The sequence below is a fragment of the Paenibacillus sp. FSL R7-0273 genome (assembly GCF_000758625.1).
Taxonomy (GTDB): Bacteria; Bacillota; Bacilli; order Paenibacillales; family Paenibacillaceae; genus Paenibacillus_AQ.
In genome coordinates this window covers 447005-473624 of the sequence record NZ_CP009283.1, presented here as the reverse complement: position 1 = coordinate 473624, position 26620 = coordinate 447005, and the positions used below count along the sequence as shown (strand labels likewise).

17 protein-coding genes, 1 tRNA gene and 1 riboswitch are annotated in these 26620 nt (G+C 53.1%); of the genes, 8 read left to right on the top strand and 10 right to left on the bottom strand.

Annotation, left to right across the window (positions count from 1 at the left end):
- Nucleotides 1-80 precede the first annotated feature (80 nt).
- Nucleotides 81-1508: an MDR family MFS transporter gene (locus R70723_RS02060; protein ID WP_039869364.1), complete on the bottom strand. Its 1428-nt coding sequence runs from the start codon at nucleotides 1506-1508 to the stop codon at nucleotides 81-83.
- A gap of 167 nt (nucleotides 1509-1675) precedes the next feature.
- On the opposite strand from R70723_RS02060, the gene R70723_RS02055 reads away from it, so the two are divergent.
- Nucleotides 1676-2281 (top strand): TetR/AcrR family transcriptional regulator, encoded by a 606-nt coding sequence (locus R70723_RS02055; RefSeq protein WP_039869362.1) that lies wholly within the window; start codon nucleotides 1676-1678, stop codon nucleotides 2279-2281.
- 54 nt (nucleotides 2282-2335) lie between these two features.
- Nucleotides 2336-3337, top strand: a complete 1002-nt coding sequence (locus tag R70723_RS31810; protein ID WP_052421155.1) for a VanZ family protein — start codon at nucleotides 2336-2338, stop codon at nucleotides 3335-3337.
- 108 nt (nucleotides 3338-3445) lie between these two features.
- Here R70723_RS31810 and R70723_RS02045 read toward each other — a convergent pair.
- Nucleotides 3446-3517 (bottom strand) — tRNA-Thr (locus R70723_RS02045).
- 87 nt (nucleotides 3518-3604) lie between these two features.
- On the bottom strand, nucleotides 3605-3913 hold the full coding sequence (locus tag R70723_RS02040) for an MTH1187 family thiamine-binding protein (protein WP_039869360.1): 309 nt from the start codon (nucleotides 3911-3913) through the stop codon (nucleotides 3605-3607).
- A 356-nt stretch (nucleotides 3914-4269) separates the two neighbouring features.
- A riboswitch (cobalamin riboswitch) is annotated at nucleotides 4270-4500 on the top strand.
- Between the two features lie 332 nt (nucleotides 4501-4832).
- Here R70723_RS02040 and R70723_RS02030 point away from each other — a divergent pair.
- Together R70723_RS02030 and nrdG are read left to right on the top strand one after the other, a co-directional pair.
- The gene (locus tag R70723_RS02030) at nucleotides 4833-6818 is read left to right on the top strand and encodes an anaerobic ribonucleoside triphosphate reductase (RefSeq protein WP_039869356.1); all 1986 of its coding nucleotides are present in this window, start codon (nucleotides 4833-4835) and stop codon (nucleotides 6816-6818) included.
- Entirely contained in the window at nucleotides 6815-7330 is a 516-nt protein-coding gene (gene nrdG / locus R70723_RS02025; protein WP_039869353.1) for an anaerobic ribonucleoside-triphosphate reductase activating protein, read from the top strand. The genes R70723_RS02030 and nrdG overlap by 4 nt, the downstream gene beginning before the upstream one ends.
- Before the next feature lie 158 nt (nucleotides 7331-7488).
- Here nrdG and ssuE read toward each other — a convergent pair whose 3' ends face one another.
- On the bottom strand, nucleotides 7489-8043 hold the full coding sequence (ssuE, locus tag R70723_RS02020; RefSeq protein ID WP_039869351.1) for an NADPH-dependent FMN reductase: 555 nt from the start codon (nucleotides 8041-8043) through the stop codon (nucleotides 7489-7491).
- Between the two features lie 436 nt (nucleotides 8044-8479).
- On the opposite strand from ssuE, the gene serS reads away from it, so the two are divergent.
- Together serS and R70723_RS02010 are read left to right on the top strand one after the other, a co-directional pair.
- Entirely contained in the window at nucleotides 8480-9766 is a 1287-nt protein-coding gene (gene serS, locus R70723_RS02015; RefSeq protein ID WP_039869349.1) for a serine--tRNA ligase, read from the top strand.
- A gap of 704 nt (nucleotides 9767-10470) precedes the next feature.
- The gene (locus tag R70723_RS02010; RefSeq protein WP_231574812.1) at nucleotides 10471-16764 is read left to right on the top strand and encodes an S-layer homology domain-containing protein; all 6294 of its coding nucleotides are present in this window, start codon (nucleotides 10471-10473) and stop codon (nucleotides 16762-16764) included.
- Nucleotides 16765-16892: 128 nt separating this feature from the next.
- Here the strand turns inward: R70723_RS02010 and R70723_RS02005 are convergent, their stop codons facing one another.
- Together R70723_RS02005 and R70723_RS02000 are read right to left on the bottom strand one after the other, a co-directional pair.
- On the bottom strand, nucleotides 16893-18047 hold the full coding sequence (locus tag R70723_RS02005; RefSeq protein WP_231574897.1) for a DUF4179 domain-containing protein: 1155 nt from the start codon (nucleotides 18045-18047) through the stop codon (nucleotides 16893-16895).
- Nucleotides 18022-18612, bottom strand: a complete 591-nt coding sequence (locus tag R70723_RS02000) for an RNA polymerase sigma factor (protein WP_052421154.1) — start codon at nucleotides 18610-18612, stop codon at nucleotides 18022-18024. The genes R70723_RS02005 and R70723_RS02000 overlap by 26 nt, the downstream gene beginning before the upstream one ends.
- 221 nt (nucleotides 18613-18833) lie before the next feature.
- Between R70723_RS02000 and R70723_RS01995 the strand changes: the two genes are divergently transcribed.
- Nucleotides 18834-19739, top strand: coding sequence for an ArsR/SmtB family transcription factor (locus tag R70723_RS01995; protein ID WP_039869347.1), 906 nt, complete (start codon nucleotides 18834-18836; stop codon nucleotides 19737-19739).
- A gap of 29 nt (nucleotides 19740-19768) precedes the next feature.
- The gene (locus R70723_RS01990; protein WP_039869346.1) at nucleotides 19769-21043 is read left to right on the top strand and encodes an MFS transporter; all 1275 of its coding nucleotides are present in this window, start codon (nucleotides 19769-19771) and stop codon (nucleotides 21041-21043) included.
- Between the two features lie 391 nt (nucleotides 21044-21434).
- Here R70723_RS01990 and R70723_RS01985 read toward each other — a convergent pair whose 3' ends face one another.
- The 4 genes from R70723_RS01985 to R70723_RS01970 all read right to left on the bottom strand — a co-directional run bounded on the left by R70723_RS01985 (nucleotide 21435) and on the right by R70723_RS01970 (nucleotide 26536).
- On the bottom strand, nucleotides 21435-22073 hold the full coding sequence (locus R70723_RS01985) for a histidine phosphatase family protein (protein ID WP_039869345.1): 639 nt from the start codon (nucleotides 22071-22073) through the stop codon (nucleotides 21435-21437).
- 149 nt (nucleotides 22074-22222) lie between these two features.
- Nucleotides 22223-23026 carry an AAC(3) family N-acetyltransferase gene (locus tag R70723_RS01980; protein ID WP_039869343.1) on the bottom strand — a complete coding sequence of 268 codons (804 nt, stop codon included), beginning with the start codon at nucleotides 23024-23026 and terminating at the stop codon, nucleotides 22223-22225.
- A 28-nt stretch (nucleotides 23027-23054) separates the two neighbouring features.
- Nucleotides 23055-24644: a response regulator gene (locus R70723_RS01975; protein WP_039869342.1), complete on the bottom strand. Its 1590-nt coding sequence runs from the start codon at nucleotides 24642-24644 to the stop codon at nucleotides 23055-23057.
- Entirely contained in the window at nucleotides 24644-26536 is a 1893-nt protein-coding gene (locus R70723_RS01970) for a cache domain-containing sensor histidine kinase (protein ID WP_039869341.1), read from the bottom strand. The genes R70723_RS01975 and R70723_RS01970 overlap by 1 nt, the downstream gene beginning before the upstream one ends.
- Between the last annotated feature and the right edge of the window lie 84 nt (nucleotides 26537-26620).

Here is a 26620-nt window from a genome sequence, read left to right as displayed (position 1 = left end):
TCCTAGCTTGGATGCCCTTTGTACAACTGCAACTATACAATGATCATCATTGGGTACCGACTGAAAAATTTTACTGGATACTACGAATGACGTTTTGACCCCAGCAGCAGACTGAACAATGCTCCTGCCAAAGCAATGCAAGCGGCTAACAAGAAAGTATCAGAGTATCCTCTCATTTCTGCCAATGCTGCACTACCGCCTGCCACCGTTATCTGCGCGTTCGCCCGGAGTGCCAGGAAGTTGCTCAGACCAGCAATAGCAATAGGGATTACCAGGTTGGAGCTTGCTGAGGTCAGGGGTGTAACACGGCTGATTAGCTCCGAAGGAGCGGATTGCAGGATATAGGTATTCAGAGACATCATACATAGCCCCATTCCAATTCCGAGCAGCCCCACCATTCCCCCAATCAGCCCTCCTCCTACGTTCTGGCCTAACTGTGAAAGCAGTAATAACGCCAGGGATATCGTCCCTAAACCCAAGCCGGCAAGCGGGCGTATACCCACCTTATCAAAAAGCCTCCCGCCAACCGGCATAAGCAGCCCAGACGTGATAGCCAGCATACTCATGACCAGACCTGCCTGAAACGGGCTATATCCTTTAAAATGCTGAAGGTACTGCGGGATAAATACCAGAGATCCGTTTAGAGCTGCATATTGAATCCAGCTTACAAGCATCCCTCTCCGAAAGCTAACTTCTCTGAATGCCTTCAGAGCCAGAATGGGCTGCGGATGCCTTGTCTCATGAAACCACAGCCAGATCAGCAATAGGACACTCACTGCCCTCAATAACCAAAGAAACCATTGGGAGCCATCCACATTCATGCTTAAAGCGAGTAAAACAAAGGCTACAGGAGCCAGAAAAAAGCCGGCTATATCTAACGCTTGCTTATCATAAGCGGGTTGGGCCGGCCGTAGTGCATTCGCCTTTAGCAAATAACGTATCCCTAAATAAACAGTAAGTGCTCCTAAAGGAAGATTGATGAGAAAAATCCACTGCCAGCCTGTTGATTCTAACAGCCAGCCGGATAGAACCGGTCCGGAGGCCGGTGCCAGCAGCATCGGGACACCCAGCATCCCCATGACCTGCCCTTTCTTATTCTCCGGTGCAAGGCGGAATATCATAGCCATTCCTATCGGCTGAACCATTCCCCCACCAAGCCCTTGAAGGATCCGGCAGACCGTTAACTGCAAGGAATTCTGGGCCAGCGCACATAGCAAGGATCCGACAACAAACAAGATAATGGTTATGATATAAGCTTTTGCTGAACCGAACCTGTCCGAGAACCAGCCAGCCAGCGGAATAGTAACCGACATGGCTAACATATAACCCGTAATTACCCATTGCAAGGCATCAAAGGAAACCCCAAAATCCTTAGCCAGGCTGGGGATGGCTACATTCATGGCAGTGCTGTCTATCATCACCATCATCATTCCGGGAATAATAGCCATAAGCGTAAGCAGGAACGGCCTCCGTTGAGACAGCTTGTTTTGATTGTACTGACTATTCATATCAGCTCTCCTTTTACTAAACATCGTGTTGATTATCTTTTACCTGCTGATTATAATCAGAACAACCAAACAATCGATGATCACAGATCATCGCTATGTTCATTAATCAACGGCAAGCGGCAGAATGATTAGTAAAGCTACTATTTTATGTAGGAGAGGATATCGCAGTGAACGAAAAAACAGACCGCCGGATTCTAAGGACCCGGACTCTTTTACGAAAGGTTTTGCTTGATCTGGCGTCAGAAAAGCCACTTGAAACCATCACTGTTAAAGAACTGACGGAAACAGCCGGATTAAACAGAGGGACCTTTTATCTGCACTATCAGGACATTCATGATTTTTATGAGCAGTATAAAAATGAGGTGCTGGAGCAATTCGGCAGCATTATAAAGAAGCTTGGCCACACCCGTGAAAGCAAGGAACCTTTTATCGACCCGCCCTCAGGCTATGTACGCCCATTCGAGTATGTCCTTGAGCAAAGGCATTATTTTAAAATATTCCTCGGCTTCGGAGGCGACACCAATCTCCCCCTTCAAATGACCGAGCTGATCAATCAACAGTTTATTAATGCCTATCGCGTAAATCATCAACAGGTTAAGTCCGCAGATATCCCTGTAAAGCAACAGTACTTATTTGCCTATCTTGCTTCAGCCTATGTGGGGACGATGCAATTCTGGATTCAACGGGATTTCGATTTATCTCCAGCAGAGATGACGGTTTTATTCTCACAGATTTCGAGGCTGGGATCCGCGCATGTTACAATTTCTGTGTAAATACATGGTCCCTGCAAGGACACTAAATGGAGTTATAAGGAGAGATCGTGCATCATGTTTCAAGGAAAAATGAGAACTGTCGCCTGGATCGGGTTTGGGCTATACACAGCTCTTACTCTATTTTTCTTATTCGTTGGCTTTAACCGCTCATCGACTCTGCCAGAGACGGGCTTGCGGTATCAATTGGTATTTGACGGGATTCCGCTGCGGTTTCCGGGCGGTGGATATTTGAGCCTTTGGGTCTTCAACCTCGGTAACTATCTGGCATTCGTACCATTCGGGCTAGTGATTCCGCTGCTGATCCGCTGCCGGTTCCTGCCGTTCCTCTTGATCTTTTTAGCAGCCATTACCGGGGTTGAGCTGATCCAGATGGTGACCCATTTGGGCTCTTTTGATATCAATGATATCGTCATTAATACGCTGGGTGCGATTGTAGGCTATAGCGCCCAGCGGCTGATCCGCCGCGATCGTACAACGCAAAAAGGTTTACTCAAGCTCCTGTTCTCCGGAGTGGTTTTGACGTCGATCGTCTACTCCGCCGTGAGTGGTATCAATTATTATCTGGATCATGGCCACGGTGAGATTAAGGCGCTGGACCAGCTCCCCCTTGAGCATGGCGAAGTGCGGTGGGAAGCACGCTTCAACGGTTTCACTGCAGGGCAGGAGCGGATCGAACCGGCGTTCAATCTATACAGCCGCGATAATCCGAGAAATCACGAGTTCTCACTGCACCTAGATGGACAGTATAAAGAATTTTCCGGTAATATTGCCGTCCCTGACGACGCGATAAATGCGATGGGCAGCGGCAGCAGCCGCGTCATTATTAGCGCCGACGGAGAAGTGATTTACTCCATAGATATCAATATCGGCACGGGCGGAAATCAGCCGGAATCCTTCAGAGTGCCGCTTGAAGGCAAGCAGGAGCTCACGATTGCCGTTTTCAACGATGCCGCCGACTCCCGAACCAATGCGGTACTCTGGGATCTCACGCTTACGGAAGCCAACACCGGCCAAAAGCTGGCAGCACGAATTCATCGTTTTCTTGGCGGAGAATAGCGCGGCGGGCAAGGGCTTGAAGGTTAAGGCTTCGGCACACCCTTTACTGGAATAAAAAGCGCGGCCCCCGGAACCCCGGAAACCGCGCCACTATCGACTTTGTAAACATGCTGGTGAAGGGAATTGAACCCCCGGCCTACGCATTACGAGTGCGTTGCTCTACCCCTGAGCTACACCAGCCTGAAGCTTGGGATACCCGTCATAAACAAAAACATTATACAACTTTTGGTGAAAATCGCCAATACCCTTTTATACTGTCCCGGGGCTCTATTCTTCCTGCAGCTTGTTGACTACCGATTGCAGCTTGCTGCGGCTCGTGGATGGCTTGTCACGGCGGTCGTCGATCTTAAGTGAGGTGGACACGCGCTGTGCCCCGGCATTGAACGGAGACTCATGCAGCGCCTCTACAGCGGCCAAAATCCTGGATACCGGGCCCTCGATAATCGTCCCCATGGAGGTCAGCTCAAAGGTGATCCCCTCCACTGTCTGCAGCACACGCTGCATATCGGCCACATAGCTGCTGAGACTGGTGCTGCCTGTACCGATTGGAATGACTGTAACTTCGCCGATTGCCATCGTTCGATTCCTCCTGACATAAATTCCTTTAACCAACTTCATTGTAGCAACTTCACTGCTCCCCCACAAATTTTCGCCACAAAAAATTCATCATTTTCCTTCTATATAAGCCCTATAACGGCTATAAGCTCCCTCCTATAAATCTAGTGTCAGAATCACTAGATTTATGGATTCTTTGTGGCGGCTTTTCGGACAATTTATGAATCCTGTCTGCCTTATTTCCGGCTTAAGCTGTGGATTACCTGTGGACTAGTTGTGGATCAGCTGTGAGTAAGCAGGCTGAAGCCGCTCCCCGCGCGGCTTTGCAAAAAATGGTTTACAAACACAATATATTGGGGTATTTTTAATAACATCAACCAAATATAGTGGAAGCAGGTGCTTTACTCTTGTTAAGAGAGTAGAAGCTTAATAGGGAAGCGCGGTGCAAATCCGCAGCGGTCCCGCCACTGTAACCGGAATGCCGGACGGGAGAATGCTCCCTGTCAGGCACATCCACGGCATAGACCACTGGAGGGCGGACAAGCCCCCGGGAAGGAGCCGCCGGATGAACCGGGAGCCAGGAGACCTGCCTGTTTCCGGGCACCGTTATATACCCCTGCGAGGAACAGGAGAGGTGTCCGAATGCGGCCTGCAGCAGCAGAATCAGCCTTCCCGGATAACAGGGGCATCAGGCTGCCGATACCTGAGGACGATAGTCCCTATTGCCTTCAGGTATCGGCTCTGCATAAGACGAGAGGCGTAACGCCCTTTTCTTCACACCCAGACCACTGGCAAATATCCGCCTATACGGATATTTCGTACGCATCCGGGCATTTTCCGCCTCTAAGGCGGGAGGTGCCTTTTTACTGGGCGCAGACAGACAACATATTATGGATTAAATAGATTGACGGACAACCATACCGAGAGGAGAGAGTTACATATGACGCTGCTGGAGAAACGGCACAATAGCGGACAAGCTGCACAGGAGGTTCTTCTGAATGAATTAATACATTTAGGCCGGGATATTATTGACAGCGCCGATCTGGATCTGCTGCGTGAGAACGCCAACCTGAACGGAGAAAGCTTTTCCGGTAAAATGAGTAAATTCGGCAGTGAGTATTCCAAATGGTATGCCCGCAATTTCACCATGCCGCCGCAGCTCGTACAGGCAACGCTCGATAATGTGGTATATGTGCACGATCTGGACCAATACGCTATCGGAACAACCAACTGTATCTTCATTCCCTTCGAAAAGCTGCTCCGCGAAGGCTTCAATACCGGTAACGGCAGTGTCCGCCCGCCGAACTCGATTATGACGGCAATGTCGCTGGTGGCGATTATTTTCCAGTCCCAGCAGAATGCCCAGTATGGCGGCGTTTCGGCCAACAAGCTTGATTTTGACCTCGCCCCTTATGTGACCAAATCCTTCGCCAAGCTGTTCCGCAAAGGACTCAGCTACTTCGAGGAGGGTGAAGCCGGTGAAATTACCGGCGAAATCACTATGAGCCGCAGTGATCTGGCTGAGCAGTATCCGCGCTCCTTCCGTTTCGCCCAGAAAGAAACAGAGAGCGAAACCCTGCAGGCAGCAGAGAGCATGATTCACAACCTGAATACGATGTCCAGCCGTTCGGGCGGACAGATTCCTTTTACAAGCATTAACTATGGTACCTGCACAACTCCGGAAGGACAGCTGGTTATCAGCTCCCTGCTGACCGCAACGATGAACGGCCTTGGCAGCGGTGAGACGCCGGTGTTCCCGATTCAGATTTTCAAATGCAAGCAGGGTGTCAACCAGCAGCAGGGCGACCCGAACTATGAGCTGTTCCTGAAGGCGGCTGAATGCTCGGCGCGCAGACTGTATCCGAACTTTGCCAACCTGGATGCGCCGCTCAATCTGCAGTACTATGATCCGGCTGATCCGGATACGGAATTCGCAACAATGGGCTGCCGCACGCGGGTGCTCGGTGACCGTTTTGGACGCAATCACTGCTCCGGCAAGGGCAACCTGTCCTTTAACACACTGAACCTGGTCCGCCTCGGGCTTGCCCACGGCACTATTACAGGACGCCGGCTGGCGGCTGATGAAGAAGGCTTTTATGATGACCTTAACCACTATATGGATATTGCGCTGGAAGGCCTGCTGCACCGTTTCCGTATCCAGGCAGCCCAGAAGGCCAAGGCCTCTGACTTTATGATGCGTGAGGGCGTATGGGAAGGCGGCGAGGCGCTCGCTCCCGAGGATATCGTAGGCGATCTGCTCAAGCACGGCAGCCTCTCCCTCGGCTTCATCGGGATGGCAGAATGCATGAAGGCAATGTACGGCAAGCACCACGGCGAGGACATGGAGGTTCACGCCAAAGCGCTGGCCATCGTCCGCCACATGCGTGAATACTGCGACCGTAAGAGCGAAGAGCTGGATCTGAACATTACTCTGTTCGCTACACCGGCTGAAGGCCTGTCCGGCAAGTTCACCAAGGTGGACCGCAAGGTGCTGGGCTCGATCCCGGGCGTAACGGACCGTGAATATTATACGAACTCGTTCCACATCCCTGTATATCATGAGCTTGGCGCAGCCCAGAAGATCAGTCTGGAGGCCCCGTTCCATGAATACTGCAACGCCGGCGCAATCTCCTACGTGGAGCTGAACGGGAACGCGCGGAGCAACCCGGCGGCTTTTGTAAAAATCATTAAGTACGCGCTGGAGCAGCAGATCAGCTATTTCAGCATCAACCACCCGATTGACCGCTGCTCCGGCTGCGGCTATGAAGGGGTTATCGGCACGAACTGCCCTTCCTGTGACGCTCATGAGCATGACGTGCATATCCGCCGGCTGCGCCGGGTAACCGGATATCTGACCGGCGACTACCAGACCCGCTTCAATGCTGCCAAGCAGGCTGAAGTGAGAGACCGCATCAAGCATCTATGAATATCTGCGGCTACTATCCGGAGTCTATAAATGAAGGAGAGGGCATGCGGGCGGTTATTTTCTTGAGCGGCTGCCGCCACCGCTGCCCCGGCTGCTTCAATCCGAAGACCTGGAACTTCAATTTCGGCGAGCCGTTCACGCTGGAGCGCCAGCGCGAGATTATCGCCGAGATGGCAGCCAATCCGCTGCTGGATGGACTGACGCTGGCTGGCGGCGATCCTTTTTTCTCGGCGGATGAAGCCTGCGGCTTCCTCCGTGAGCTCCGTGCCGAGCTGCCGGACTTCCCGGTCTGGATTTATACCGGCTACACGTACGAAGAGCTGACCGCCGCTCCGGGCTCGCCGGAATGGAACCTGCTGGCTTTATGCCAGGTGGTAATTGACGGCCGGTTCGTCGAGGAGCTCAAGGACACCACGCTTCCTTACCGGGGCAGCAGCAACCAGCGGATTATCGATATACCGGCCAGTCTGGCCGGCAGCGAGGTTGTGCACTGGCAGCCGGCAGTGCTGTAAGCTGCGTAAGACGCTATGTAGATCAAGCCCTGCTTATAGTGAAAATGAGGCTACATTCTATTGTACAAAATGCACAAAAGCCCCGTAACCGCCGGATTTCCGGCAGTGAGGGGCTTTTGAATGTTACTCAGCTGTCTCCTGCCTGCTAAGAAGAAGGATTACTCTGCGGCTTTACGCGCAGCCTTCGCCGCGGTCTCCTCTGCCAGCTCCTCCAGCACGCTGTTCAGGCGCAGCTGGAGCTCATCAGCCAGCTCGACAACACCCTGGTCGTTGCGCACCGCCTGGGAATCAACGGCATATACGCCGCCCAGAATATGGCGGGCACCCAGAACAGACAGTACGGGCTTCAGCGAGTAGTCGATCGCCAGCAGATGCGCCAGGCTGCCGCCCATGAAGAGCGGAAGCACGATTTTACCGGCCAGCCCTTTCTGCGGGACAAGATCGAGGAAGGTTTTCAGCACACCCGTGTAGGAAGCCTTATATACCGGACTTACAACAATCACGGCATCAGCCTCGGCTACGAGCCCGTTCGCTTTTACAATCGCTTCACTCTCGAACTTGGTATGAATCAGGTCCTCTGCCGGAAGCTCGGCCACATTAATCCGTTCTACTTCAAAACCGCGCCCGCGCAGATCCGCCTCTGCATATTCGATAACCGCGTTAATCCGCGATACCAGGGATGGCGTTCCGTTGATTACAACTATTTTGGCCACATTTACACCTCTTCCGCTATTGTTAATAAGAGAGAATATGCCGCTCAGCGCGGTCTAAAATACTTTAAATTATAAATAATCCTATCAAAAAGGACGGAATATTGTCAAACCTCAAAATGCGCTTTTATAAGCCCGTTTTTCATCCCATTGCTTGCGCATGTCGGCTTGTTGGGATATAATGAGCGGCAAACCTATATTGCAATCCTGCCAATGACCGGCATCCAACCGTGAGGCGTCTGCGACCGGAGCATTTTCCTTGTTCCCTAAGTTCACCGGGTTTCGCCCGTTACCGCGAAGACCAAAGAGGACCGAACCTCCTGCAAGCCTGTAACTCCGCAAGTTCGGTCAACCTGGGTGGCACCGCGAGCTGACGCTCCTCGTCCCATGGATGAGGGCGTTTTTTGTATTTTTTTAAGACAAAAGGAGCGAATGCGGTATGTTAGACATGAACTGGATCAGGGAAAATCAAGAGCTTGTGAGAAATACGGCACTTTGGAAAAGAGCCGGGTTTCCGCTGGAGGAGCTGCTGGAATGGGACGACAAGCGGCGGGCGCTGCGCCGCGACACCGAGCAGCATCGTGCGGAGCGCAACAAGCTGACCAAGAAGGTTGAGCTGCTGCTGCGCCAGGGCAATCCTGCCGCCGGAGAGCAGGCCAAGGAGCAGGTGCGGGCACTCAATGCCTTGCTCGGCACGCTGGAGGCCGAGCTGGCAGAGGCCGAGCGCCGCTGCGGTGAACTGCAGCTGCTCGTCCCTAATCCCGTATCGGCGGACACGCCGATCGGTAAGGACGACAGCGAGAACGTTGAGCTCCGCCGCAACGGAACGCTGCCGCAGTTCGGCTTCGCCCCGCGCGATCATGTCGAGCTGGGCGAGCTGCACGGCATCCTCGATATCCCGCGCGGCGTCAAAGCCGGCGGCCCGCGCAGCTATGTGCTGAAGGGCGCGGGGCTCGATCTCCATCTCGCCGTGCAGCGGCTGGCACTGGATGTACTGGCACAGCGCGGCTTCACGGCGATGGATGTGCCGGTACTTGTCCGTCCGGAGGCGCTGGAGCGGACGGGGTTTTTCCCCGGCGGACGGGATCAGACCTACGAGCTGAACGGGGAAAACCGCTGGCTCGCCGGCACATCGGAGGTGTCGCTGGTCTCGCTGTACAGCGACGAGATTGTGGAGCTGGAAGAGCCGCTGCGGCTGGCCGGAATGTCGGCCTGCTTCCGCCGCGAGGTCGGCTCGGCCGGACGCGATGTGCGCGGCCTGTACCGGGTGCACCAGTTCTCGAAGATTGAGCAGGTTGTATTCTGCCGCAATAACCCGGAGGACTCGGAGCAGATGCTGCAGGAAATTCTAGCGAATGCCGAGCATATTCTGCAGCTGCTGGAGCTGCCTTACCGCGTAGTTGCCGTGTGCAGCGGCGACATGTCGCTGAAGACGCATAAGCAATATGATGTGGAGACCTGGATGCCCAGCCGGGATGCCTTCGGCGAAACCCACTCGGCCTCGAACCTGCATGACTTCCAGGCCCGGCGCTCGAACATCCGCTACCGTGACGAGCAGGGCCGGCTGCAGTATTGCCACACGCTGAATAATACTGCCGTGGCCACGCCGCGGATTCTTATACCGCTGCTGGAGAACCATCAGCAGGAGGACGGATCGGTCTATATTCCGGCGGCGCTGCGGAAGTATATGAACGGGCTGGAGAAGCTGGAGCTACGGCAGACATGAAGTATTTCACGGCAATTTAATAAGCTGCCTTGTATTTATAGAAGCACCCTCACAACATAATTATAAGCAGCAGAGAACGTTCCACGGACGCTTCTCTGCTGCTTTTTGCTTTTTGCTTTTTGCTTTTTGCTTTTTGCTTTTTGCTTTTCTGCCTTCCCCTATAATTCCGCATAGCTGCACTTTGTACACTTAAAATGCCTGTTTCCCGCCCATTTCCCGCTTTAACTGCACTCTGTACACTTAAAAAACGGCAAAAAGCCTTTTCCGCCCATTTAAAGCCATTTTAGCTGTACCAAATACACTTAAATGATGTGAAGGCTGATTTCTGCAGCTTTTAGTTGCACATTATACATCTATCCGGTCCGGCATCTGAGCTCAAGAGAGAGCTGATATGAGGCTTCCCCCAACTAGTATTCAAAAACAAACTTCTACAGCTACTTTTACATGTATTTCACGCATACCTAACACTCGATTCACATAACCATTGATTTGATTTTACAAGAGAATAGGAAGCTGCATAATTATTTATGGATTTTCACTACATATTCCTATGTTTTTGTGCATTCTATATAAACTTTCTACCTTTTAATTTTATTTAATATAAAATTAATATATATTCATGTGAGACAACCTTTCATTTTACAAATGGATGTTACACTTACTAGGTTGTAAATCACAGTTTGAGAGGAAGTGGGTTTAGAATAATGGTTATTTCTCACAGGATGCAGAAATGGCTGTCCGCAGGACTGGCAATGCTGATGCTGATTGGCATCGTATTACCTGCCGGACAAGTTGCACAGGCAGCAACAGATAACAGTAATATTGTAATCTCACAGGTTTATGGCGGCGGAGGCAACAGCGGCGCAGAACTCAAGAATGATTTTATTGAATTATATAATCCTACTGACAAGGCGGTGAGCCTGGACGGCTGGAAGGTGCGTTACGCCAGTGCCAGTGCAAGCGGCGATCTTGCTACAACGAAAAACATTACCGAATTGAAGGGGACGATCCCAGCTAACGGGTACTTCCTGATTCAACAGGCAGCAGGTGCCGGCGGTACCAAGGAACTGCCGGCTCCGGATGCAACAGGAAACATAGCAATGGGAGCAGCCGGCGGTAAAGTAGATCTAGTGAACAACGCAGAAGTAAGCGTTGATATGGTAGGTGCGGGAGCCGCTACTGTATATGAAGGCAGTGGCCCTACCGGCGTAATCAGTGCTACGCTTGCAGCTATCCGCAAAGCTGCCGAAGGCGCTCCGGCTGACAGCCGCGGTCTGGACACAGACAATAATGCTAACGACTTCGCAGTTCAAACCCCAGACCCGCGTAACAGCAGCTACGGTATCAAGCAAGCCGTAGAAGCCGTAACCGCTTCCCCGGCCTCCAATGCCTGGCCGCTGGGCACAGCAGTGTCCCTTGACACAGCCACAGTGGGCGCATCAGTCTATGCTGCAGTTTACATAGACGGCGCTACTGCCGCATTCACACCGTATAACGGACCGATCCAGCTAAGCGCGCCGACGACGATTAAGGCATATGCCTCTGTCGCGGATAACGTGTACAGCAAGGTATCGACTTTTGACTATTCTATCCTGACGAAGCAGAATGTCGCCGCTGTAAGACCAGCAGAAAAAGGCGATAATGTATGGACTGAAGGCGTTGTTACCCACATCAACGGTGCGAAAACCTTTATTCAGGATGACACGGGAGCAATCGTGCTGTACGGCTTCCCGGCATTTGCACAGGTCGGTGACCGTGTGGAAGTTCAAGGTGAAATGGATATCTACAGCAATCTGCAGGAGATTAAGACGGCTACCGGCCTCACTTATAAGGTGACTGCCGAGAACGCAGGCGTTCCGGCTCCTAAGCTGATTACCGCTGCAGATCTTTCTTCAGCCAACGGTGAAGCGTATGAAGCACAGCTTGTTACACTCGAGGATGTGACTATTGACAGCAAGGAAGGAACCAGCTTTATTGCAAGCCAGGGTGCTGATAAGTTCCCGATCTATTCTTCTCTAGCTCCTTTAGCTGTCGGTAAACATTTCGATCAGATCACAGGTGTCATTGAGCAGTTCGGAAATGTCTACCAATTCATTCCTCTGAATGCCGGGAGTCTGGTAGAGGAGCTGTTCTCCGTCATCGCCAGCCCGGGTGCGGGTCCGATCATTATCGGCGGACAGGTAACGCTCTCCAGCCCTACTGCCGGAGCAGCAGTACACTACACAATTGACGGCGCTACACCAACAGCAGCAAGTCCGCTGTATACAGCACCGATCACTGTTGATAAGGACATTGTAATTAAGGCTGTTGCAGTACTTAGCGGCCAGACCAGCAAAGTCTACACGTTTGAATACAAAGCTACCGGACAGCCGCGTATCCATGACATTCAGGGCGAATCCCATACCTCCAGCTTTGCCAATCAAACGGTGACGGATGTAGAGGGTATTGTTACTGAGCTTGGATATACGTTTGCAAACGGCAATTATAAGGGCTTTTTCATCCAGGATCCTAAGCCTGATAACAATATCAACACCTCGGAAGGGATTTACGTATACAGCACCAATGCCAGCCTGAAGCCTGCAATCGGGGATCATGTGGCGGTTACAGGTGTTGTCTCCGAATATAATGAAGGAAGCAGCAGCAACCTGACTTCCACCCAGATCACACTCAGCTCCATCAAAACCATTGCCAAGAATGTAGAATTGCCTGCACCAGTAGTGCTCGGCAAGGACGGACGGGTTATTCCAGACTCCATCATCGACAATGACGGACTGACAGTATTCCAGCCTTCTGAGGATGCTGCAGATTTCTACGAATCCCTTGAAGGCATGCGGGTTACCCTGCCAAGCCCGACTATTATCAGTCCTTACTGGACAAGCGGCGGCGGTAATTCAATGGTTTACAACATTCCTGTAAGAGTAGAAAATACAGCTCAGGATGTCATTACACCTGCCGGAGGACTTGTCCTGAAGGGATCAGATAATCTTAATCCCCAGCGTCTCCTGATCGCTTACGGTGATCCCGGACAGCAAGTAGGTACAGGTGACAAGTTTAACGGTAATGTTACAGGTGTTATCGGCTACAACAACGGAAATTACAAGGTTATTCCGGACAACGGAAGCCTGCCAGGCATTACTCCAAGCAGCTTCAAGCAGGAAACCTCTACTATTACTGTAGATAACGAAAAACTGCTGATCGCTTCCTACAACATTGAGAACTATTATCCGGGTGTAGGAGCAGCAAAAATTCAGAAACTCGCAGAATCTATCACTGCAAATATGAAAAAACCGGATATCATCGGCGTTGTTGAAATGCAGGACAGCGACGGTGAAGGCAATAACGGTAATGTGGAGGCCAGTGCCGCCGAGCTGATTCAGGCGATTCAGGCAGCCGGAGGTCCAGTCTACACTTATGTTGATATTGCTCCGGTGAATAACGCAGACGGCGGGGCGCCGGGCGGAAATATCCGTGTCGGCTTCCTCTATAACACTGACAGAGTAAAGCTGTCTGAAAGTGTCAATGGTCAAAAGGGATCTGCTACCCAGGCTGTCGGCTATGATGCAGCTGCAGATAAGCTTACCTATAATCCAGGCAGAATCGACCCTGCTAACACTGCTTTTGCCAGCTCGCGCAAACCGCTTGCGGCCCAGTTTGAATTTAACGGTGAAAAGGTTATTGTGATCGCCAATCATTTCAACTCCAAATCGGGCGATAACGGTCCATTCGGCAACGTGCAGCCGCCTGTGCTTTCAAGTGAAACACAGCGCCATAAAATTGCTGCAGTAGTGAACGGCTTTGTCAAAGAAGTTCTGACAGCCAACCCTGCTGCGAACATCGTCGCGCTTGGTGACCTTAACGATTTCCAGTTCACTCAGACGGCTTCTATTCTAAAAGGCACCGAGCTCGATAACCTGATCGACAAGCTGCCGCTGAATGAACGCTACACCTATACGTACGACGGCAACTCACAGGTGCTTGATCATATTTTGGTAAGCAAAAACCTGACAGCCTCCGCTGAGGTTGACGTTGTCCACCTGAATGCAGACTTCCCGGCAGACCGCGGAAGAGTATCCGACCATGATCCGGTTCTGGCCCAGGTCGACCTGAATGCAGACTTCTCCCTGAGAGTACTACACACGAATGACACGCACAGCCATCTGGAGACTGTGGTTAAGCGTGTTACAGCGATCAAGCAGGAGCGCACTGGTAACTCCATCCTGCTCGATGCAGGGGATGTATTCTCCGGTACGCTGTACTTCACCAAGTTTGAAGGACTGGCTGACCTGGAGTTCATGAACTACATCGGCTATGATGCTATGACCTTCGGGAACCATGAGTTTGATAAGGGTCTGCCGACACTCAGAGCCTTCATCGACAAAGCGGAGTTCCCGTTCATCAGCTCAAACATCGACTATATCACCAAGAATAATGAGCTCAAGGATATTTTCGTAGATAAGGTTGGCGGTTCCGATTCTGCTACTCCGGTAGAGAACGGCCACATCTATCCATCCGTTATTAAAGAAGTTTACGGTGAAAAAATCGGGATCTTCGGCCTGACGACTGAAGATACGGTAGGCCTGTCCTCACCGGGCGACAATATCGCCTTTAAGGATTACAAGACCAGCGCCGAGAACACCGTCAAAGCTCTGCAGGCACTGGGCATCAACAAAATCATTGCGGTATCCCACCTGGGCTACAATGTAGACCAGAAGCTGGCTGTTGAGGTTGCAGGCATTGACGTTATCGTCGGCGGCCACACCCACACCAAGCTGGATGCTCCGGTTGTCTTCAACAAAGACACTGAGCCGACTCTAATTGTACAGACCGGTGAATACGGCACATACCTCGGCGAGCTCGATGTGAACTTCGACGACGAGGGCGTAATTACAACGTATAACGGCAAGCTGATTGACACGACAAAATATGCGGAAGATGCAACAGCCAAAGCGATGCTCGTGAAATACGACGCTGAGCTGGCGGAAATCCGTCAGACTGTTGTCGGCAAAACCGACGTTCCGCTGGTCTACGACCGGATGATCAATGGCAAGCTGACCCGGGTGGTCCGCAATGAAGAGACCAACCTTGGCAACCTGATTGCTGACGGTATCAACGTCAAGGCCAAAGAACTGGTAAGCAAGCTGATTCCTGAAGCTGAGCAGTCCGCAATCAAGGGCTACGTAGCTATTCAGAACGGCGGCGGTATCCGCGCCGGTATTGATCAAGGCGAAATCACCCTTGGTGAAGTGCTGACGGTAATGCCATTCTCCAACAGTCTGGTTGCCCTGAAGGTAACCGGCCAGGAAATCATCGCTGCCCTGGAGAACGGCGTCAGCGGGCTGGAAAGCGACCAGGGCCGTTTCGCTCAGGTCTCAGGCCTGCGCTACACCTACGATTCCACCAAAAAGGCGGAAATCATTAATGCAACAACCAATGCAGTTGAACAGGTCGGCGAGCGTATCGTCTCTGTAGAAATCAAGCAGGCCGACGGCAGCTACACTGCCATCGATCCTAAGGCGTACTACATCCTGTCCACTAACTCCTTCATGGCAGGCGGCGGTGACTTCTACCGTTCCCTGGCAGCCGCTAAGGCAGACGGACGTTATTACGAGCTGTATCTGCCGGATTATGAAGTCTTCACAGACTATCTGGCACAACTGAAGACAGTAAATATTGGAACAGAGGGACGCATTACGGATCTGAAGGGTGCAACACCTACGCCTACGCCAACACCTACACCAGCTCCGGGCAACCCTTCGAACGGCGGCGGACCAGTGGCAACACCGGTACCTACTGCAACAGCTACACCAGCACCAACGGCTGCACCGCAGGTGACAACCATTACAGCTGAGTCGCTGACAGCCCAGTTCGCAGCACTGCCTGCAGGACGCAATGAGCTGGTTATCCAGCTGACTTCAACAACAGGCGGAGCACAGGCCGTGCTTCCGGCCAGCGTGCTGATTCAGCAGGCGGCAGCCAATCCGGCAGCTGTGCTTACCTTTAACACAACCGACGGAACCTCTTACTCGCTTCCACTCAGCGTTGTGAATGGAACAGCACTTGCCGCTCAGCTCGGTACAAGTGACTTTACGATTACTGTATCCATTCTGCCAGCCAGCAGCACTGTGCTGGGCAGTGTGAATCAGGCAGTTGCTGCACAAGCAGGCTCGGTTACTCTGGCAGCACCGGTAATTGAGTTTTCCATTTCCGCTCAGGCCGGTAATAACAGCGTACCGCTGAACAGCTTCGGCAGCACCTACGTAAGCCGTACTATTAAGGCAACACAAACAGTGAATCCGGACAATGCAACTGCTGTCTCCTTTGATCCGGCAACCGGCAAGCTTTCGTTCGTGCCTTCGGTATTCACTACACAGGCTGATGGAACTACCCTCGTTACCATTAAACGTAACAGCAACAGCTATTACACGGTTGTCCAGTCAAGCAAGACCTTCGGAGATATTACCAGCCATTGGGCCAAAGCAGCCATTGAACTGCTGTCGTCCAAGCTGATCATCACCGGAACTAGCGATACTGCCTTCTCACCTTCACAAGCGGTGACCCGTGCAGAATTCGCTGCCCTAATTACCCGCTCACTCGGTCTGGCAACAGTAAGCAGCGGTGCTACCTTCAGTGATGTTAATGCAGGTGCATGGTATGCGGATGCTGTACACACCGCAGCTGCTGCGGGACTGATCACAGGCTACACAGACGGCAGCTTCAAGCCAAACAGCCCGATCACCCGTCAGGAGATGGCTGCGATTCTGTCCAAGGCCATGAAGTACACCGGCAAGACACTGAATGGTGATCCTGCAGCGCTGGCTAAGTTCAGCGATGCTGCTGCCCTTCCTGCCTGGTCTCAGGCGGCTGTAGCTGAAATTGCTGCTGAGGGCATCATTCAGGGACAGCCGGACGGGTCCTTCGCTCCGCAGAAATCAGCTACCCGTGCGGAAGCTGCTACAATGCTGGAGAAAACCCTGCTGGCACTCGGATTCATCAACTAAAAAACAAAGGATATGCCAGCAGGCTCTACCCACCTTAATTGAAAGAGGCGGTTCCCCGGATGTTTATCATCCGGCAGGAGCCGCCTCTTTTTTAATATGAATATTACCTTCCCGCATCTGTAACTGGATTACTGTACGGCCCCCGTTACCGGTATAGTCATTTCCAGTCCAGGGATATACTCCACCATCACATGCCCGTCAGCATCCAGCTGAAACTCACTTGTACTGTTCTCTTTATATACATAATGATACGGCTTTATAGTTATAGACTCCGGTACAGACGCTAATGGTGCAAACCTCGAGTCCTGGACCAGCACAGTGCCGCCGGCGGCACTTGTTCCGTTACCTGACAGCATCTGAAGCTTGTTCCCCTGGTCATCCAACAGGTCGAAGCCGATACTGCTGCCGCTGCTGTGCATTTCCGATATCGTCATTCCCTCCAGCTCCAGCCGGGTTGTTATATTGGTGGTCACCGGTGTAAGCTCGACCTTGTCCACCTGTATCCTAACATTCCCGTTATTCCGTACAGCCGAAGGCGCCAGCACCAGATTGTCCCGGGTGTTCAGCTCAACCGGTATATCGAGCAGGAAAGGCTCCTCTATCCCCGCGATTCGAAAATGTAAGCCAAGCCCAAACTGCTCCGGGAATGCCTGACCGCCCTGGTTGCGCAGATCCGAAAATTCCAGCACGAGCTTATCACTGTCCGGTACCGGGAAAAGAAACGGCCCGATGCTGCCGCCATCAGGAGCGTAATCATTCAGCGGCTGCCCGTTAATCGACAGCTCAACATCAGTCATAGCCTCCTGTAAAGACCCTGTCTGCAACTCTGCTTCTGGCGCTGATGCTGGTGCTGTAAGCTCAATGCCAACCGACACCCGGATTCCGTCAAAAGCCACCGCCGTCGCCGCCACGCTAATACCGCCATGCGTGTCACTTACCGCAAGACCCTTGTACAGTCCCTGCTCATCCGCAGCACGCAGCCCGAGATCCCCGGCCAGCTGGAATACCCTTCCCATTCCCGGAATCTGTCTCAGCGCTTCCGCCGCTGCCGGTGAAATCAGGCCGGTTCCCGCAACGGCAGTCATGATAAGTACAGCCGCAGCCGCCGTTACAGCTGCCTTGCGCCATACCCTCCGCCCAGATGCCGCCCCCCGGCTCACCTGCCGCCGCTTCTGTTCGTAACGCTCCATAACACTCCCGGTTAAATCTATCTTCACTGGAGTCTCCCTGATCATTTGTTCAAGCTGTCCCAGCTGCTCATCCTCTGTCACTGCGCGGTTCACCAAATCTGATCTCCCCCTTCTTTTTTTGCCGGCCCAACTTGTCCCGCAGACGCTCATATTTCTTGCGGACTCTGGCCGGATTCATGCCTACAATAACGGCAATCTGTTCAAAATTATAATGCTCGAGCGCTCTCAGCAGCAGGATCTGCCGTTCCTCTGCAGTCAGCCGGGCCAGCAGCTCATGAACCTTGTCTGTAAGCGCGGGGCCGCTTCCCTCTGTCTCCGCCTGCTGCCTGTACATGGCGAACAGCCTGAAGCCTTTGCTCCGTTTTTTGAGCAGATCCGTGCAGTGGTTCCGTGCGATTCTGTACAGCCATGCTGAAAAGGATACCGTCTGCCTGAAGCTGCCGATATGCTCCAGCGCCTTAAGAAAAATATCCTGAGCGGCATCCTCCGCCTCCTCCCTGCTTCCCAGCAGATAGTAACAGTACAAATAAATCGGACGCTGAAAATGCTCAATTATGAGGCTGTAAGCCTGCACCTCACCCTGCTGGACCTGCTCCACGATGACTGCCAGCCTCTCCTCTTCCCGCATACTTCCCCCGGTATGTGCCGGCTCCTTCATAAGCTCCTCCCCTCTCTATGCCTATATAACTGAAAAAAACGCGTTTTGTGACATGCTTTAAAAAGCTGGCTTTAAATGCTGCTGCAGCCGGGTGCGCCCAGCGCATTATCATTGCTTGAAAAACCAATTAAGTTCGTATATATTAAAACATATAATTAGTTCTATATTTATAGAACCAAATCAGGAATTAGATCATCTACTTTTGAAATGGGGAATACGCCATGAGCTACAGGGTTGAAGTCGATTTTGCGCCTATGTATGAATGTATCGCCAGTCTGAACGCTTTTCTATACAAACAAAATCATACTGCTATGGATGCAGGGAAGCTATGGGTCCGTGAGGTTCAGGACCGGTTTGCTCCGGTTCAGCTCCAGAAGATGCGGGAGGTTATCAGCCAGACCGGGGATTTTAATTTGAACCCCTATATCTGGAGCTGTCCGGGAGAGCGTACGGTCAGCGGATTTTTAAGCTGGTTTGAGGGCCTGACTACGGGGGAGCTATTTGAGATTTCCGGACGCTTCGGGCAAACCGTGCCCGCCAACCTGCCGGAGCTGCGCAGCAGCGCCGCAGAGATGCTGCGCGTATGGGATGCCGGTTATTTCAGCGGGATTGACCCGCAGATTCTTACGGGACTGCAGAGTGAAGCAGACAGCCGGAAGAAGACGCTCGGCGGCGGAAATGACATGGAGGTCTATGAGCAGGCAACTGCCGGCATGCGGCTGTATCCGGCGGAAGAGCTGAAGCAGATCATTCTGATTCCCCAGTATCATCCGCGACCGCTGGTTACTTCAGCATTCTTTGACGAGTATATATTCACCAGCTACTCATCTGATGTGCTTCCCCCGGAGGAAGGGCGTCCGGCAGCTGCTCTGCTGCGGCTTACCCGGGCACTATCCGATGAGACGCGGCTGTATATTCTCCGGCTGCTGACCGGCCAGCAGCTTGGCTTCACCGAAATCGTGAAGCACGTCGGTTTATCCAAAAGCACGATCCATTACCATCTGATCGCCCTGCGCGCCGCAGGACTGGTCATTGCCCACGTCAGCGGTAAGAGCACCTCCTACAGTCTGCGGCTGGAGGCACTGCAGGCGCTGCCGCAGCAAATCGGAACCTATCTCGAGAGCTGATCCGGATCAATTTAAAGGCGGGATTACGCATGTTCAAGCAAAAAAACAGCTATTTCGGGCTTTTAGCCACAATATCATTAAGCACCTTCGGGGATACCTTCGGGCTTCTGGCCATGGAGTGGCTGGTCTATGAGCTGACCGGCTCCAAGCTGGCTATGGGCGCCATAGTGTTAGCCTCCGGCATTCCTGAGGTGCTCATCCGTCTGCTGGGCTCGCCGCTCTCCGACCGGCTGAACCGTGTGCGCCTGCTGGCCTGCCTCGGCACTCTCCGCCTGCTGGCCATTATTCTGCCGCTCGGCATGGGCCTGCTTGGACAGCTGCAGCTCTGGCATCTGTTTGCCGCCGCCGGGCTCAGCGGCGCCTGCTCCGCGCTGTTCCTGCCGACAGCAACCGCTATCGTTCCCGGCGTGGCCGGCGACCGCAAGCTGATGCGGGCCTTCGCTGTCATCGAAGGCTGCAAGGGCGCTGCCGCCCTGCTCGGACCGGCGCTGGCCGGCGTGCTGACCGCTGCCAACGGGGCGCTGCCGGCGCTTGGCATCAATGCGCTGTGCTATGCGGCAGCCATTGCCACGCTGCTTAGCCTGCCCAGGCTGGCTAAGCCCAGGGAAGCTGCCGGCCGCTTCTCACTGCCTTCATACCTGCTTGAGATTACCGAAGGACTCAGCTTCTACAGGCAGTTCCCGGCCATGCTTACCATTATGGCCCTGGTCTCCGTCAGCAACCTCAGCTCGGTTGCCGTCTGGACGATGATGGTCCCTTATGTCCGGGAGGTGCTGCACCGTGATGCGGCAGCCCTGGGCTCCCTGACTACCGCATCCGCACTGGGCTACCTGACCGGAATCAGCATCATCTCGCTGATTGGCGAAATCACCCGCAGACGCCCCTTTATGCTGGGCAGTCTGATCGGAATCGGGCTGGTCACCACCTTATGGGGACTTATTCCAAGCTATCCGTTCGCCCTGGCTGCCGCATTCACGGCAGGTGCCTTCGGCCCGTTCTTCGGCTCCTTGAGCTCAGCCCTGCACGGGCACCTTGTGCCGGCAAGCCATCAGGGCCGGGTGAATTCGATCCGCTTCCTGATCGGCGGCGGGCTGCAGCCGCTTGGCGCCTTTGCCGGCGGGGCGGTTGCCGAATTCTACGGCGTACCCGCACTGTTCATAGCCGCCGGGCTGCTGCCGGTAATCTGCGCCGGACTTGCGGCGCTGCTGCCCGGCCTGAAGGCACTGGACGGTGACCTGACGCAGCTTGCGGCCGGAGTCCGGCTGAGCGCCCCGGCTGCCGGCCGGGTGCAGCATGCCAAATAGGCAGCATAAACAGGCAGTGCCACTGATGGGCACTGCCTGCTTGTATAGCTTTGCAGGTATTCTTCAGCTCTCTTGCGCAGCATTACCCGGACAGGCTGGCTACGCACAGTCTTGCTGAATGGATTAGTTGGATTTGGGTCACTTATATCCCGGCCAATACCACGGAATGAGGAGGTTAGGTGTAAAAAGGCTACTTAATTCTGCTAATTTGACCAGCAAACGTGAATGTGGCCGAAATAGATGTCGTTTGTCCAACTAATCATTAGGATTCATCAGATATGATGGAATTAGGCTACATATATCTAACTAATTACTGGTGAGCCCGATTCAGGGGCTCTATGCTGCACCAGTGAATCTAAATAAACGACGGAGTAACAGCCTACCTACTTCCCTACGATTCCATAACAGCATCAGCCGACTCATAATGGCTGATGTCTCCATGCATGAGGATCTCCGGCACTCCATCCTTGATGTCGATCCGGCACAGGCAGGTCGGATGAATATACGGCAAATCCCACAGCTTGTTCATCGGACGGGCTTCAAAGTGTGCCATCAGCACTTTAATGACAACCGTGTGCGTCACTATGAGCAGCGTCTGGCCCTCATGACTGCTTACAATCTCCTGCAGCTTGTTCAGCGCCCGCTCCTGCACCTGTGCAAAGGTCTCGCTGCCCTCCACGCCGAATTGCTCCGGGTCTTCCCAGAAATAGCGGAACTGCTCCGGCTCAGCCAGCTTGATTGCCGGAGATTCGCAGCCTTCCCAGCCCCCCATGCACAGCTCCTTGAACTCGTCGCAGGCGGTTACGGGAATATCACGTGCTCCCAGAATAATCTCCGCAGTCCGCAGCGTCCGCGGGCTGGAGCTGGCATACACCGCATCCAGCGGCACCTCCTGCAGCCCCTTGCCGAGCCACTCCGCCTGCTGTACCCCAAGCGGAGTAAGCGGCGAATCCTGATGCCCCTGCATCCGCTGCTGCACATTCCATTCTGTCTGGCCGTGCCTGGTTAAATAGACCGTTGTTGTTGCCATTGGTAGGTAACTCCTCCTTAAACTAAGATATATAAATTAAACTAATAATCAGCTATCGGATACTTGTTCCGAGTCCCACCTGACGAATCCCACCGGACAACGGTCCTGCAGGCGGCAAAGCTGCCCAATCCCCGGCATCTCCCTGATGCCTACTTCCGGTTCCGCTCCAGCCACTTTACCCCGTAATCCACCAGCTCCCGCTGCGGCATCAGCTGAGCGGCTGATGCTGCCACGTGTCCGTGCCGGATCAGGCCCGTCTCCCGGCCGAAATCCCCGCCAAGCGCCGCAAAATCCTCCGACTCCCAGTTCAGGTCCCTGAACTGCACCCACTGCCTGACTCCGTCTACCAGCATAGGCGTGCCGGGGTTGACCTCCTGCTTCCCGGCATACTCTGCCCGGTATTCCGATAAATGCAGGGAGGTGTTATTCAGGCTGTCTACCCCCAGCAGCAGCACGCTCCCGTGCAGATCATAGATCCGGGCCAGCGGAGACTGCTCGCCGAAGGCGAATTCCAGCCCGTGTCCGTCAATGATGAAATCCCTGTGCTTCCCCCAGGCTACAAAGGAATCGACCGGATGACTGCTCCGCTTAACCCCGTGCTGCTTACGGAACGTATCCGGGATAACGCCCATCCCCCGCAGCGGGGTCAGGTCCGGATCATAGGCCGGCATCTGCTCGCGGATTGTCTGCCACCAGGCCTCCGGCACGGGAGGCCTGCTCCAGCCGGAGGGATCGGTCTGATCGGAGGACTGCGACGGCATGACAAGTGTCCCCTCCGCCCCGAGCACCTCCTCCAGCGCGAGAATAACGGCCACCGGACCGCCGGCTACCCACTGGCCCAATGATTTAAAGGAGGAATGCAGCAGCAGAGTCATGCCCTCCTGTACACCCAGACTGCGGAAATCGGCTGCAAGCGTCTCTACTGTAATCAGTTTACCTTGAATTTCTTCCATTTCTATATTGCCTCCAGACGCCCATTCCTTAATAAAATTCCTTATCCTCCGGCCGTACACTGCCTGTACCCAGCAGCTTGATCCGGTACTCACCGGGAGAGATGCCCTCCAGCTCCTTGAATACACGGGTAAACTGCTTGCTGTTCTCAAATCCGACGGCCTCCGATACTCCGGACAGCTTCAGCATGCGGCTGCCTGACAGCAGCTCTTTGGCATGGCGGATACGCACTTTTTTGAGATAAATGACAAAGCTCTCGCCGGTATAGGCCTTAAAGGCCTCACTGAAATAAGAATAGCTGAGCGACACATGATTGCTGACCATCGCCATATTCAGCGGACGCGCGTAATGCTCCTCAATATAAGCCAGCGCCGCTTCCATGTCGGCATGCTCGGTATGTGCAGAACGTATTCCTATAATATAATCGTTCACACTGAGGAGCAAATGCTCCAGCGCACGGTAATAATCGTGAAAATGGCGGTAGTTATACAAATTGCCCACTGTGCGGTACAGCTTCAGCACCTCAACAGAGGCCTCCCCGTGTACCCGGAATACCTCATCCAGCACACGTTCGTTGATGCTGCGGGCCACATTTTCCACATAGGCCAGATCCAGATGCTGCAGATGCTCCGTCTGAAAAATACTCCCCAGCAGGCTCTTAATCTCCTTCTCCCGCTCCGTTCCCAGCATATTCAGCAGCTTGCGCAGCTCCTCCTCCGGCATAGGAAAGCTTCGCCGTTCAGAACGGATGCTTCCGTAATCCATATAGCCCGACTGGGGAGTCAGAAAAGTATACTGCAGCGCACGGCAGGCCTGCTTATAGCATATCTGAAAATCTTCCGCACTACCCGTTGTCTCGCCCACACCCATCAGCAGCCCTTTAATTTCTTTCACTTCCGCGAGCCTGTACAGATTCAGGAACGGTTCAGCGCTCCCGGCCGCCAATACCAGCTTTCCTTCCCAGTCCGTCAAAAGCTCGCCGAACTGCTGCTCCAGCGGCCCGGCCAGCCGTTCCAGCAGCCCCTGCACCTCGGCGGGGTTCATCCGCGTGCCATCATTATAATAGTAGTTCATGACGCCTACGGTATACGGAAGCTGCAGGCGGCCCAGCTCCTCCAGCTGCTCCGGGGCAGGCTGCACCTCCGGCTGCTGCAGCAGCCGCTGCAGGCGGGCAGTGCGCAGCTCCCTGCGGTAGCCTTCGGTCTCCAGTGCCTGCCGGCTTGCGCCGGACTCCTGCGCCTGCCGCTCCTGCTGAATCTGCTCCAGGATACCGAACAGCTCTTCGCGGCGGATCGGCTTCAGCAGATAGTCCTTCACCCGGTGACGGATAGCGCTTTTGGCATATTCAAAATCATCATGGCCGCTCAGGATGACCACAGCCGGCCGCTGGTCCGGCAGCACTTCAGCGGATAAATGCTCCAGCAGTGTGATGCCGTCCATAACGGGCATACGGATATCGGTAATAATAATGTCCGCAGCTCCCTGTCTGAACAGGTCCAGCGCCTCCTGGCCGTTACCTGCCAGCTCTATAAGGTACCCCCCGGGATATTCCCGTTCAATCATCGCTTTAAGACCCTGACGGATCATTTTCTCGTCATCTACAATCAGCAGCTTCTTCATTATCTTTTATCCCCCGTCAAAAGTACTTTAGGCAGCGTCATGAATACCGTAGTCCACTTTCCCGGCTCACTTTGCAGCTCCAGCCCGTAAGCCCCGCCGTAGTAGAGCTGCAGCCGCTGATGCACATTTCTGAGGCCGATGCCTCCGGCTTTATAGCCTGAGGTTCCCGCACCGGAAAACTCTGTGCTCTGCTCTTCTTTGGCATAAATGCTCTCATGCAGGGCGGACAGCCGCTCCGGCGTAAGGCCGCAGCCGTTATCGCCAATCAGAATAAACAGCTCTCCTTCCGATTCCGTCACATCAATACGTATGCTGCGGCCCTCCGGCTCAGCCCCGCCGGTATTCCAGGCATGCTTCACACTGTTCTCGACAATCGGCTGCAGCGACATTTTCAGCACTTCGACTTCCATATAAACCTGATCTATATTCAACTCCAGATGGATGGGGTGTTCAAACCGGATATTCATAATCTCAATATAATTCTGGATATGGCGGATTTCATCACGCAGCTTCACATATTCGCCTGTCCATTTGAAGTTGTAGCGCATCATGCCGCCCAGCCAGGTCAAGGCATCTGAGATCGTCCGCTGATCCTCAATCTCCGCCAGCATCTTAATATTTTCCAGCGTGTTATAGAGGAAGTGGGCGTCAATCTGATTGTGCAGAGTGCGTAATTCAGCTTCCTTTGTAAGTGCCTCCTTATGGACAGCCTGGGCCACCAGCGTATTAATGGTGTTCATCAGCTTGTTAAAATGATGCGCAAGCTCCCCGACCTCTCCGCCTCCGCGGATTGCAAGCCCGGTGTACGTTTCTCCTCTGCGGACCTTTTTCATCGTTTCTGTCAGCAGGCGCAGCTTCTTAAGAATAAAAGCATTCATAACATAGGCAATCAAAGTAACCAGAAAAATAAATCCGATATTGGCGCCGATCAGCAGATTTCGGGTCTGGGAGATATGCTTCATCACATCCTCCATCGAGACCACATTGATCAGTGAAGCGCCGATCCGCTCAAGCGGAGTATGAATAAGAAGGAAAGAGCTTCCATTTTCCTTGTAGTTCATATCCCACTCCCCCGTTTCCCCGTAGCCCTGCAACCGCTCTGTTATCTCACTCTCCATCAGCTTATAGCTGTCTGTAAAAGAATGATCCTTACGCGTAAACAGATGCATTCCGGAATCGGCGATGAACATCTGGGACTGATTGTCCCGTACTTCTGTATAGGTTTTGGGCGTGAAGCTGTTCAGCATCATATCAACCTGAATCATCCCCACGTGATGACCGGCCGGAATGCTTATGGCCCGCAGCAGTGAAACCTTTGGCTGTCCTTCAGTCAGTAAGTTTACATTGCGCTGCATTACATCAGGATCATCATTCTGAAATACCCATAGCTCTCTTTCGTCCAGCTTCAACGCTTCCTGATACCAGGATTCATTATACACCCGCTCTTCACGCAAAATAATCGGCCAAATTTCATACATACTCTTGTTATTAGAGTACAACCGCAGATGTTCAATCCCCGGGTTATTCAACTGGATACGGTTCAAATTTTTAAAGGTAGAGATATTAAAATCAACAAGCTCATCCAGTGTTAAAGCGCTCTCATTTGACAGATAGCTCTTCACTGCCTGGTCTGAATAAGCGATTTGGGCCGCACGCTCCATCACTTCAATCTGATTTTCAATATGAAGCTTTTCCATTTGCAGCAGGTAATTGTTTTTATCCACGGCATCGCGGACATACGTATTATTAATCGTCCTAAATGAATAAATGGACACCAGCAGACTCGGGCCGAGGATGATAAAAATATACGCAGCAACCAGACGGCTCTGCAGCGACCTGCGCCCCCACCAGTAGTTGAAAGAATTCCAAAGCGAGCCAATTCCTTTATGCATACGCACTCTCCCGTTATCTCATCATCTCTGCACATAGAAGCAAACAACCCAAAAGCCCGCAGTCAGCGGGCAATTGGGTCTTAT